8 protein-coding genes are annotated in these 11,802 nt (G+C 64.2%); 5 read left to right on the forward strand and 3 right to left on the reverse strand.

Features of this window, described 5'->3' with window-relative positions:
- Positions 1–28: 28 nt before the first annotated feature.
- From CLG96_RS01435 to msrB, 3 genes are read left to right on the forward strand one after another with little or no spacing between them, the layout of a single operon-like run.
- Positions 29–964 (forward strand): ABC transporter ATP-binding protein, encoded by a 936-nt coding sequence (locus tag CLG96_RS01435; RefSeq protein ID WP_243395559.1) that lies wholly within the window; start codon positions 29–31, stop codon positions 962–964.
- Positions 961–2,178 carry an ABC transporter permease gene (locus CLG96_RS01440; RefSeq protein ID WP_107966074.1) on the forward strand — a complete coding sequence of 406 codons (1,218 nt, stop codon included), beginning with the start codon at positions 961–963 and terminating at the stop codon, positions 2,176–2,178. Before CLG96_RS01435 ends, CLG96_RS01440 begins: the two co-directional genes overlap by 4 nt.
- A gap of 45 nt (positions 2,179–2,223) precedes the next feature.
- Positions 2,224–2,715, forward strand: coding sequence for a peptide-methionine (R)-S-oxide reductase MsrB (msrB, locus tag CLG96_RS01445; RefSeq protein ID WP_107966075.1), 492 nt, complete (start codon positions 2,224–2,226; stop codon positions 2,713–2,715).
- A 63-nt stretch (positions 2,716–2,778) separates the two neighbouring features.
- On the opposite strand, the gene CLG96_RS01450 is transcribed toward msrB, so the two are convergent.
- Positions 2,779–3,579, reverse strand: a complete 801-nt coding sequence (locus tag CLG96_RS01450) for a LytR/AlgR family response regulator transcription factor (protein WP_107966076.1) — start codon at positions 3,577–3,579, stop codon at positions 2,779–2,781.
- Complete coding sequence (locus CLG96_RS01455; protein ID WP_107966077.1) at positions 3,576–4,670, reverse strand: sensor histidine kinase; 1,095 nt, start codon at positions 4,668–4,670, stop codon at positions 3,576–3,578. The genes CLG96_RS01450 and CLG96_RS01455 overlap by 4 nt, the downstream gene beginning before the upstream one ends.
- 248 nt (positions 4,671–4,918) lie before the next feature.
- On the opposite strand from CLG96_RS01455, the gene CLG96_RS01460 reads away from it, so the two are divergent.
- Both CLG96_RS01460 and CLG96_RS01465 read left to right on the forward strand, forming a co-directional pair.
- The gene (locus CLG96_RS01460) at positions 4,919–7,189 is read left to right on the forward strand and encodes a TonB-dependent receptor (protein WP_107966078.1); all 2,271 of its coding nucleotides are present in this window, start codon (positions 4,919–4,921) and stop codon (positions 7,187–7,189) included.
- A gap of 60 nt (positions 7,190–7,249) precedes the next feature.
- Positions 7,250–8,857, forward strand: coding sequence for an alkaline phosphatase D family protein (locus tag CLG96_RS01465; protein ID WP_107966079.1), 1,608 nt, complete (start codon positions 7,250–7,252; stop codon positions 8,855–8,857).
- A 122-nt stretch (positions 8,858–8,979) separates the two neighbouring features.
- Here CLG96_RS01465 and CLG96_RS01470 read toward each other — a convergent pair whose 3' ends face one another.
- Entirely contained in the window at positions 8,980–11,742 is a 2,763-nt protein-coding gene (locus tag CLG96_RS01470; RefSeq protein WP_107966080.1) for a TonB-dependent receptor, read from the reverse strand.
- Positions 11,743–11,802: the final 60 nt, after the last annotated feature.

An 11,802-nucleotide genomic window follows, 5' to 3' on the forward strand; every position in this document is an offset into this window, starting at 1 on the left:
GACGGACGATCGCGAGGGACATGATCAGGTGACGGATTTCGCGATCGAGGCGCGGGGCCTGGTCAAATATTTCGACGGTGCCCGCGCGGTCGACGGCATCGATCTCGCCGTGCCCGCCGGCACCATCTATGGCGTGCTCGGCCCCAATGGCGCGGGCAAGACGACCACGCTGCGCATGCTGCTCGGCATCATCGATCCGGACGAGGGCGATCGCCACCTGCTCGGCGAGACGGTCCCGATCCGCGCTGCACCCAAGGTCGGCTATCTGCCCGAGGAACGCGGCCTCTATCCCGCAATGGCGGCGGCGGACGCAATCGCCTTCATGGGTGCGCTGCGCGGCCTGCCGTTGAAGGAGGGCCGCCACCGCGCCGCGCTGCTGATGGAGGAATATGGGCTGGGCCATGCCGTCAAGCGGCCGATCCGTACCCTCTCCAAGGGCATGGCGCAGACCGTCCAGCTCCTCGGCACGATCGTCCACAAACCCCGGCTGATCGTCCTCGACGAGCCTTTCTCCGGTCTCGATGCGATCAACCAGGCCCGGCTCGAAGGGCTGATCCGCGCCCAGGCGGCAGATGGCGTGACCATCCTCTTCTCCACCCATGTCATCGCCCATGCCGAGCGGTTGTGCGAACGGATCGCGATCATCGCCCGGGGCAAGATCCGCTTCGAGGGCGGGGTGGAGGAAGCGCGCGCGCGCCTCGCGCCGCAGGTCCGCCTCGGCACGCGCGCCGCAGACGGCCCGTGGCGCGCCGCCCTTCCCGCCGATGCGCGACATGACGGGGGCCTGTGGCGCTTCGAACTGCCCGAAAGCGGCATAGAGCCGCTGCTCGAGGCGCTGATCCGGGGCGGCGCCGGGATCGAGACGCTGTCGATCGAGCGGCCCGGCCTGCACGACGCCTTCGTCGCCATCGTCGGCGCGGCCACGACGCAGGACATGGACAAGGAAGAGGAAGAGCGCGCATGAGGCAGATCTTCCGCGCCGCCTGGGTCATCGCCCGGCGCGATTATGTCGCGACCGTCTGGTCCAAGACCTTCCTGCTGTTCCTGCTCGGCCCGCTCTTCCCCATCGCCTTCGGCCTGTTCTTCGGCAGCATCGGCGAACGGGCGGCCGAGGCCGGGCGCGGCAGCGTCGCCGTGATCGCCGATATGCGCGACGGGCGGGCGATCGCCGACGCGCATCTCCGCCTGTCCGGCCGGCTGGGCAGGCGTGCGCTGCCCGAACTCAATATCGTCGCGCCCGAACAGGACGAGGCGGCACAGATCCGCCGCCTCCTCGCCGATCCCAAGGCGAACAGCATCGCCGTGCTCACCGGCGGGCTCGTCCGCCCTGCGCTCCACGCCGCCGAGGGCCGGCTCGATACGCTCGACGGCGAGCTCGCGCTCATCCTCGATCGCGCGCGCGAAGCTCGCGTCATGGGTGCCGCCGTTCCGTCCCCGGTCGAAATCCTCCGCCGGCCGATCGAGGGGGCAGCGGGCGACGATAAGGGCGGTCGCGAGCTTATCGCCCGTGCGGGCCAGACGCTGCTCGTGCTGCTGATCATGATCCTTGCCGGCATGCTGCTGTCCAACCTGATCGAGGAGAAATCGAACAAGGTGATCGAGGTGCTGGCCGCCGCCGTGCCGATCGACGCCATCTTCCTCGGCAAGCTCGCGGCGATGCTGGCGATGTCGCTCACGGGCATATTCGTCTGGGGCGGCGCCGCCGCGATCGCCGCCGCCCTGTTCCTCGCGGGTGATCCCGGCTCGATTCCCGCGCCCGCGGTCGGCTGGTCCGCCTTTGCGGCACTCGGCCTCCTCTATTTCGCCGCCGCCTATCTCCTGGTCGGCGCGCTGTTCCTCGGCATAGGCGGGCAGGCCTCGACGGTGCGCGAGGTGCAGACGCTCTCCATGCCGCTCACCATGGGGCAGCTCGCGATCTTCGCGCTCGCCTCCACCGCGATCGGCGCGCCGGACGGGCCTGCCGGCCTCGCCGCCTCGGCCTTTCCCTGGAGCTCGCCCTTCGCGATGATCGCGCGCGCCGCCGAGCGGCCGGAGCTCTGGCCGCACCTCCTCGCCATTGGCTGGCAGCTTCTGTGGCTTGCCCTCATCATCCGCATCGCCTCGCGCCTGTTCCGCTTGAGCGTGCTCAGCTCCGGCCGCCGGCATGGCTGGCTGGCGAAGCTCCGCGCCAGGGCTTGAAACTGCATGGCTTCCCGCCACCTATTCCCTGCAGGAAAGCGCAAAATGTCCATCAGCAGACGGCAGATGATCGGCACGGGCGGCATTGCGGCGGTCACGGCGCTGCTGTTCGGCACAGCCATGGGCCGCACCGCGCCCGGCAGGTTCGAGCTGATGCTGAGCGATGCCGAATGGCGCAGGCGCCTCTCGCCCCAGGCCTATGCCGTGCTCCGCCGCGAGGCGACCGAGCGGCCTTATTCCAGCCCGCTCAATGACGAGCATCGCCCCGGCACATTCGTCTGCGCCGGCTGCGGCCTTCCCCTCTTTTCGTCGAGAACCAAGTTCGACAGCGGCACGGGCTGGCCCAGCTTCTGGCGCCCCCTTCCCAGGGCCGTCGGCACGGCCACGGATCGGCTGCTCGGCTATGCACGCACCGAGGTCCATTGTCGGCGCTGCGGCGGCCATCTCGGCCATGTCTTCGATGATGGGCCTCCGCCCACCGGCAAGCGCTACTGCATGAACGGCGTGGCGTTGCGCTTCATTCCCGCCCGCGCCTGAAACGTTCGTCCGCATTCGCCGGCCGGAACGCCCCCTCCCCCTTCCCCTGGGGGATTAATCCGGTCAGTGGACGAAGCGCGCCACCACGTCGCGATAGCTGCGGCTGACCTTCACCTGCGCGCCCGAATCGAGCACCAGGAAACATTCGCCATTGGTATGCGGCTTCACCTGCCTGACGAGGTCGAGATTGACGATCGTCGAACGGTGCACCCGCTGGAAACGGCGCGGATCGAGCCGCTTTTCCAGATCCTTCATCGTCTCGCGCAGGATCAGCGTATTGTCGCCCGTATAGATGCACATATAGTCGCCGGCAGCGTCGATCCGCTCGATCGTATCCACATCGACGCGGAATATCTGTCCGCGATCCTTGATGTTGATCAGCTTCTCGAAACGGCTTGCGGCGGGTGCCTCCACCGTCTCCGGCAGGCTTCCGGCCGCTTCGGGGGCGACTTCGGCGAGCACTTCCATCAGCCGCGTCGCTTCCACGGCGCCGCGCTTCTCCGCCAGCCGCTGGCGCACCCGGTCCAGCGTGTCGGCGAGGCGATCGGTATCCACCGGCTTCATCAGATAATCGACCGCATCCGCCTCGAAGGCACGCAGCGCATGGTCCATATAGGCGGTGACGAATACGAAGAGCGGCGGCTCCACCTCCATCAGCCCCTGGATCACGGAAAATCCGTCGAAGCCGGGCATCTGGATATCGAGGAAGACGAGGTCTGGCTTGTGCGTCTTGATCGCGCGAATGGCCTCGCGGCCGTTGAGGCAAGTCTCAATGATTTCAACGTCCTCATGCGCTTCGAGCCGGAGCGCCAGGCCTTGGATGGCGAGCGGCTCGTCATCGACGAGGATGGTGCGGATCGTCATGCGAATTCCTTGGGCTGTTCAGTCTGGAAGGGTATTTCGATCATGACGCCGAACCCGCCCTCCCGGCTCGCTTGAATATCGAACCGATGGTCCGCGCCATAAGCCTGCGCCAGCCTGTCCCGAATATTCGCCAGTCCGACGCCTGTTGAATAAGTGGGCCGCGCCCCCCCCTCTTGCAAGCCCGGTCCCGTGTCCGAAACCGTAATCTGGAGGCGATCCCCCGCCAGGCGCGCCTCCACCGCAATGTCCGCCCCCTCCTCCTTGGGCGTCACGGCATATTTGATCGCATTTTCGACAAGCGGCTGGAGCAGCAGCGACGGCAGCCGTGCCTGCGAGACGCGCGGATCGATCGCGAAGCTCGGCCGCAGCCGATCCTCGAACCGCATCTTCTCGATCTCCAGATAGAGCTTCAGCGTCTCCACCTCCTGCGCCACAGTCACCTGGCCCGCCGGCTCGTTCACCAGCGTGTAGCGCAGGAACGAGGATAGTCTCGACAGCATCGCATTAGCACGATCCGTCTGCTTGAGCAGCACCAATGTGGAGATGGAATTTAGGGTGTTGAACAGGAAATGGGGATTGAGCTGGTAGCGCAGCATGGCGAGCTGGGCGGCCGACGCCTGCACCTCCAGCTTGGACATCTGGTCCATCTTCTCCTCGAGGAGCAGATAGAAGTTGATGCCGTAATAAAGCGCGGACCAGGCCGCGAGCAGCGAGAAATCGAGCAGGATCGCGCCCAGGAACTGGATGCCCTCGGGCGGCGATCCGGGGCGGTAGAAGGTCGCATGCGCCCAGGTCTCGATCGTCGAGAATATGGCCGATGCAAGCATCAGGATCAGGATCGATACCGTCCAGGTCACCGCCGGCCGCTGCGTGATCAGCCGGCGATAGGCGGCCGCCATCAGCAGCGTCAGCGAATAGCCGGTCGCGGTCGTGAGCGCCGCCGGCACGATGTAGAGAAAGCCCATCGCATTGGCGATGCCGCCCAGCGCGCGTAGCGTGAAATAGCCCGCCCAGCCGGCGGATTGCAGGATCCAGAAGGCCCGATTCTTGTCATTGAAGAAGGGCTGCGAGCGAAGGCCGGTCAATGCCATGCGCCCAGCATCTACAGGAAAGCCGCCGCTCATGGCAATTTTTCGGCGGCTGGACGATCGCACACGGCCCCGTCCTCCTTTCATGGTGCACAAATGCCAACTCGGAGCGCCCATCCTAACCGGCATTGCCCTGTTCCGACATTGGGCGACATGGAGCCTTCATCATACCGACACCGGAATGAAACGGCCCACACCTAGCTCCACCCCTGAAAGGACGCTCGATCAGGCGCACCAAAGGGGAACATATCATGATCTGTCTGGACAAGAGCCGCTGGCTTTCGGCCACCGCGCTGGCCGCCTTTCTGATCGCGGGAGCAGCACGGGCGGAAGAGGCACCGTCCGATGCCGAGGCGAGCGTCGAGATCGTCGTGCTCGGCCAGGGCCAGGCACGGCAGGTACAACAGATCGATTCCGCCGATATCGCGCTCGAAGCACCCGGCATCAGCCCGCTGAAGGCGATCGACAAGCTTCCGGGCGTCAACTTCCAGTCGGCCGACCCCTTCGGCGCCTATGAATGGTCGACCAGCCTTTCGGTACGCGGCTTCAGCCAGAGCCAGATGGGTTTCACGCTGGACGGCATCCCGCTCGGCGACATGAGCTATGCCAATCATAACGGCCTCCATATCAGCCGCGCGGTCATCAGCGAGAATGTCGGCCGGGTGGAGGTCGCGCAGGGCGCGGGCAGCCTCGCCGCCGCCTCGTCGAGCAATCTGGGCGGCACGATCGAATTCTTCACGCGCGAGCCCAAGGAGGCGTTCGGCATCGAGGCCAACGGCACCTATGGTACCGAAGATACCAAGCGCGGCTTCGTGCGCCTGGACACGGGTTCGCTGGGTGATGGCGGGCCGCTGATCTCGGTCGCCTATGCCTATCAGGATGCCGACAAGTGGAAGGGCGAAGGCGTCCAGCGGCAGCATCAGATGAATGCGCGCATCGTGCAGCCGGCCGGCGATGGCCGCTTCTTCGGCTTCGTCAACTATTCGGACCGGCGCGAGAATGATTATCAGGATCTGTCCGCCGCGATGATCGACCGGCTCGGCTATGGCTGGGACAATTTCGCGAAGAATTGGGATCTTGCCGTCCGCGTCGCGCATATCGCGAACAATCGCGGCGACACGGGCGCGCCCGTGACCGATCCGACTGCCGGCACCAGCTATCCCGCCCCGATCCAGACGGTCGACGATTCCTATTATGACGCGGCTGGCCTGCGCAAGGACTGGCTGGCCGGCGCGGGCTTCGACGCGCCGCTGACCGACATATGGAGCGTCAAGGCAACCGGCTATCATCATAGCAACAAGGGCGTCGGCATCTGGTTCACGCCCTATGTCGGCACACCCGGCGGCGCGCCGATCACGATCCGCACCACCGAATATGACATCAACCGCAACGGCATCGTCGCCTCGACCGAGATCGAGACCGGGCCGAACCGGATCGAAGGCGGCATCTGGTACGAGGACAATGCGTTCAACAATGCGCGCCGCTTCTATGGCCTGGCCAATACCAGCGGCCGCCCGAGCCGCAGCTCGCTCGATTTCCCCAAAGATCCGCTACTGACGCAGTGGGAATTCGATTTCCACAGCGAGACGCTGCAATATCATGTGCAGGACAGGCTCGATCTCGGACGCGTCCAGATCAATGCGGGCTGGAAGGGCCTGCGCGTCGAGAATGAGGCGACTCCCGTCGTTTCCGGAGGGTTGGCCTCGGGCACGATCCGGGCGCGCGACTGGTTCCTGCCGCAGGCGGGCCTGTTGTTCCGCCTGACCGACGATCAGGAAATCTTCGCGAGCTATACCGAAAATCTGCGCGCCTTCACGACATCGGCCTTCAGCACGACGCAGGCCGGCTTCGATGCGCTGCGCGGCAATCTGAAACCCGAAAGCTCGACCACTTATGAGCTGGGCGCACGTACGCAGAGCCGTCGATTCCGGGGCGTGCTCGCCGGCTATTATGTCGATTTCAAGGATCGGCTGATCAGCTTCGCCAATGGCGCGGGCATCATCGGCAACCCCTCGATCCTGCAGAATGTCGGTGACGTACGCTCCTATGGCGTCGAAGCGGCCGGAACCTTCCGTGTCACGCCGCAGCTTTCGCTGTTCGCCTCCTACGCCTATAATCGGTCCGAATATCGCGATGATGTGATGAACGCGCGTGGCATCGTGCTGGCCGCGACCGATGGCAAGACCGTGGTCAATTCGCCCGAGCACCTCGCCAAGGGCGAGATCAGCTATGACGACGACGCCTTCTTCGCCCGGCTGGGCGCCAACTATACGTCACGGCGCTATTATTCCTACGAGAATGACGTTTCGGTGCCGGGCTTCGTGCTGTTCGATGCAAGCCTCGGCTATCGCTTCACGGGTGCGCTGGAAGGCTTCACCATCCAGGCCAGCGCCACCAACCTGTTCGACAAGGAATATGTGGCGACCATCGGCTCCAACGGCTTCGCCAATCGCCGCGACAGCCAGACGCTGCTCGCCGGCGCGCCGCAGCAATTTTTCGTGACGCTGAAGAGCAGTTTCTGATCCTCATGGGGCAGCCCGGGTGCGGGCTGCCCCTTCCGCCTTTCGGGAGGGACGACCGCCATGATCCTCGATCGCCGCCGCTTCATCCTGGCGGGCGCCATAAGTGCCAGCCTTATCGCACTCCCGGCCTGGGCGCGGTTCGGGCAAGGTTTCACCCATAATGTCGCGAGCGGCGAGCCCGGCCCCAACTCGGTCCTGCTCTGGACGCGCTATGTGGCGACGGGCGGCAGCAGCCGCCTGACCGCTGAAATTGCGGAAACCGCGGATTTCGCGCGGATCATTTCAGGCGGATCGGTCGATGCCGCGCCGGAGCGCGATCATATCGCCAAGATCGCGCTGGGCGGCCTCGCGCCGGATCGATGGTATTATTATCGCTTCGTCGCCGCGGACGGGAACATGTCTCCGGTCGGCCGCACGCGCACCCTGCCCACCGGCACCTGCCGCCAGTTCAATCTCGGCGTCTTCTCCTGCGCGAACCTGCCCTTCGGCTATTTCAACGCCTATGCGCATGCCGCGCAGCGGCAGGACATCGATCTGATGCTCCATCTCGGCGACTATATCTATGAATATCCGCGCGGCACCTATCCGTCGATGGACGAGGCCGTCGCCGACCGCCGGATCGAGCCGGCCGGCGAGATCGTCCATCTCGCCGACTATCGCCTGCGCTATGCCAGCTATCGTGCCGATCGCGATCTTCAGGCGCTGCACCAGCGTTTCCCGATGGTGATGATGTGGGACGATCATGAATCCGCCAATGACAGCTGGCAGGGCGGCGCCCAGAATCACGATCCGCTGCGCGAGGGCGAGTGGGCGGCGCGCAAGCGAGCGGCGATGCAGGCCTATCGCGAGTGGATGCCCGTCTCCGATGCGGGCTGGGCGGAATATGCCATCGGCGATCTCGCGACCATCTTCCGGCCCGAGACGCGCCTGATCGCGCGATCGCGGCAACCCGATCTGGGTGCTGCGATCCTTGGCCAGGCCGATCCAGTGGCGGCGATGAAAAGGTTCCGGGACAGCGTCTGGAGCGACCCCGCAAGGTCGATGATGGGCAGCGAGCAGGAAGCCTGGCTGGCGGACGGCTTTCGCCGATCGGCCAGGCGTGCGCGCTGGCAGTTGCTTGCGCAGCAGACCGTGATGGGCTTCGAGAATATGCCCGCGGATATTGCCGGCTGGGTCCCGCCGGGCGCTCCCGATTATATGAAGGCGCTCGCCACCTTCGCGCCCGTCGCGGCGAAGCTCGGCCTGCCGCATTATATGGACAATTGGAACGGCTATCCTGCCGCGCGGTCGCGCCTGCTGCGTTCGGCGCTCGATGCCGATGCCGATCTCCTGATACTGTCCGGCGACAGCCATAATGCCTGGGCCTATGAGCTGCGCGAGGCGGGGCAGCCGGCGGCGGTCGAGTTCGGCGGACATAGCGTTACCTCGCCAGGCTATGAAAGCTATTTCCCGAATGTGGCGCCGGCGGATGTCGCGCGCGGCATCGTCGCCGCGAGCCCGGAGCTGAAATGGGCCGATACCGCGCAGCGCGGCTATATGACCGTCTCGCTGACGCCCGACGCCGCGACCGCCGAATGGCTCTTTCTGGATACGATCCAGGCGCCCTCGACCAAGCTCGCTGGATCGCACCGGGCGAAGGTTGCCGCGCGGAGCAGGCGACTGGCCTGACGTGCGAATGGCGTGCGCTGGCCGATAAAATATGGCCCGGCAGAGACGCGCTCTACCGGGCCGGAAGCAGGAATAGGAATGCGTGGCCGCGCAGACTTCAGCCTTGCGCGGGCCCGCGCCCCTCAGAATTTGGCGCGGACACCAAATTCGAAACGCCGCGAATAAGGCTCGTAGAAAGTCGTGAAGCGCTTATCCAGAACGTAGCTATGCGTGTCTTCCTCGGTGATATTGTAGACGTCGAGATAGAGGGTGAAATTGTCGGTAAAGGCGAAGCTGCCGCTGAAGTCCATGAAGCCCGATGCCGCGGTCGTGGTGGGTGTGCTCGCCGGGCCGCAGACCGCGCAGGCGACATAGGCATCCCTGAAGGCATAGGACAGGCGCAGGCTGAGCGGACCCTTCTCATAGAAGCCCGACGCGTTGACCGTATGCTTTGAAACGCCGTCCAGCGAGGTCGTGGTCTGCACGCCCTTGATCGTCACATCCGCCTTGCTGTCGACATAGGTATAGTTGACGAGACCGCCCAGGCCATTGCTGAAGATATGCTGGAGGCCAGCCTCGATACCCTTGAGCTCGGCCGTGTCGCCATTGACGGGCACGCTGACCTGGAAGGTTTCCCCGATTATCTCTTCTTGGATGACCGCGCCGGTGATGAATCCCTTGATCTTCTTGTAGAAGGCGGCGACCGAAGCGGAGCTTCCCTGATTGCCATACCATTCGACCGAAAGATCCAGCGAATCCGCCTTGATCGCCTTCAATTGCGGATTACCGTTACGCGAAACCCGCGGCGGCAGGCTGTTGATCTCCCAGTTCACGTCGACGCCAAGCTGGGCGAAGGTCGGCCGGGTGATCGCCTTCGATGCAGCGGCCCTCACCTGCAGATTATCCAACAGCCTGTAGGTTATGTTCGCCGAGGGAAGAAAGTTATTATATGTATTCGTTTCGCTGATGGGTATAACTTCGGAAAATGTACCCTTGAAGTTCGTGCTGTCCGGGATCGGCTCCAGCGCCAGAAGCTGCTGCGAGTGACCGCTCGACTTCGCCCTGGTCCGGATATAACGGACCCCGATATTTCCGTCCCAGCGATCGGCGTTGAAGTTCAGCTGGGCATAGCCGCCATATTGATCCTCATCGACCTTGCTCGAGGAGCGAAGCTGCGGCTTGGCGGCGATATTTTCGTCGAAATAGGCCTGCCCGCGTGAGAGGACCGCGGCCCGGAACAACGCCTCCGCGTTCAGCGCCGGCCACCTGTTCGCGCCGCCGATCGTGCCCGCGCGATAACCGCCGGACGGGAACGGAACCACGGCGACGACGCCAACGGAACCCAGCGTGTCGTTGAAGCCGCAATAGCCGCATCCGTTCGTCGGCGCGTAGTTCAGCTTGTCCTTGATGCGGTTGAAATAGAAGCCGCCGACCTTGAAGGTCGTCTCCAGCCCGCCAAGGCCGAACTTATAGTCGAAATCCAGGCGGGAGGAGAGCGCCTTGTCCTTGGTCTGCTCGCCCTTCTGCTCCATGAAGTGCAGGCCGATTTCATCATTGTTCAGATCGAGGCAGCTTCTGCCATCGGGCAGCGTGCACATGACCGTCGGGACCGGGCTGGTCGCCTCGAAACGATATGTTCCGCCTTTCACACCGGCGACGGTGAAGAATTCCTTGCCCGCATTGGGGCGCTTGGCCTGGGAGTAAGCGAGGTCGAGCTTGATGGTCAGCGCGTCGGTCGCCTCATAAGCCGTGTTCCAGCCGACCTGATAGGTCGTGACCTTGCGGGCATGGGTGTCCGTCCCGATCTCGACCGGGATATTGGTAAGATCGAACGAGGTGATGAGATAGCGGTTGGTCGCGTCGCCGGCCCAGGGCTCGAGTTGCGCATTCGCGAAACGCGCCCAGCCATCATTGCTGTAGAAGTTCACATTATAGGAATAATTATTCTCGGGCGTGTCATAATAGGAATAGAATGCGTCGATCTTCGTCTTCAACCGATCGGTCGGCGCATATTGAACACCGCCGACAAGGCTAAGCCGTTCGCGCGGACCATTTTTGACCTGATAGGAGATGATGCCGGGAAAGGCGCCACGGCCGTCCACCGCCTGATCACGAACGCCATCCCCGTTCGAATCGACCGTCTCGGTGCTGGCGCCGAAACTCTGATATGTGTCCGAACGCCAGTTGCGCTTGTACCAATAGACGCCGCCGAACACGCCGAGCGTATTGTCCGCGAAAGTATCGCTCGCCACGAAGCCCAAGCGCGGCGTGACCTTCTTCGATGCCTCGTCATAAAGGCCGCCCGCCGAACCCGAAATATGGAATCCCGGCCGCGACAGCGGATCGAGCGTCGTCAGCTCGACCAGACCGCCGATGCTGCCGTCGATCAGCGACGCCGTCGGCGCCTTGAAGACGGTCGCGGCCGCAATCGCCTCGGAAGGCATGATGTCATAGCTGAAGTCGCGGCCGGCATTGTCGGTCGCCAGCACGCGTCCATTGAACGTCGTCAGGTTGAACTGGCTGCCCAGTCCCCGGATCGAGACGAAGCGCCCCTCGCCGCCGCTGGTGCGCGAGATCTGGACGCCCGTGATCCGCTGCAGCGAATCGGCGATGTTCGCATCGGGAAACTTGCCGATATCCTCCGCGCTGATCGCATCGGCGATCGTATCGGCGTTGCGCTTGATGGCGGTCGCGCGCTGGATGGCGGCGCGGACACCCGTCACGATGATCTCTTCCGCATTGGGGGACGACATGCCGGCCGGATCGGTGTCGGGCGCTTGCGGGTTATTGGATGTAGTTTCCTGGCCCTCGGGCGCCGTCGATTCCGCCGGCACGGTCTGAGCTGCCGCGAGCGTGCCGAACGAGCAGCCGGACGCAAGAATCGCAAGCGCATGCGCAAATTTCATATGAAATCCCCTCTCCAGATGCCGCCTGATTTTCAGTGCTATTTGCGGCTGCGCTCTATT

Origin of the sequence: Sphingomonas oleivorans (assembly GCF_003050615.1) — a bacterium.
Taxonomy (GTDB): Bacteria; Pseudomonadota; Alphaproteobacteria; order Sphingomonadales; family Sphingomonadaceae; genus Sphingomonas_H; species Sphingomonas_H oleivorans.

Bases quoted from the DNA above. Each gene is read 5' to 3' on its own strand.
- CLG96_RS01440 (WP_107966074.1), top strand. From the start codon at position 961: ATGAGGCAGATCTTCCGCGCCGCCTGGGTCATCGCCCGGCGCGATTAT.
- msrB (WP_107966075.1), top strand. From the start codon at position 2,224: ATGTCCATCAGCAGACGGCAGATGATCGGCACGGGCGGCATTGCGGCG.
- CLG96_RS01450 (WP_107966076.1), bottom strand. From the start codon at position 3,579: ATGACGATCCGCACCATCCTCGTCGATGACGAGCCGCTCGCCATCCAA.
- CLG96_RS01455 (WP_107966077.1), bottom strand. From the start codon at position 4,670: ATGGCATTGACCGGCCTTCGCTCGCAGCCCTTCTTCAATGACAAGAAT.
- CLG96_RS01460 (WP_107966078.1), top strand. From the start codon at position 4,919: ATGATCTGTCTGGACAAGAGCCGCTGGCTTTCGGCCACCGCGCTGGCC.
- CLG96_RS01465 (WP_107966079.1), top strand. From the start codon at position 7,250: ATGATCCTCGATCGCCGCCGCTTCATCCTGGCGGGCGCCATAAGTGCC.
- CLG96_RS01470 (WP_107966080.1), bottom strand. From the start codon at position 11,742: ATGAAATTTGCGCATGCGCTTGCGATTCTTGCGTCCGGCTGCTCGTTC.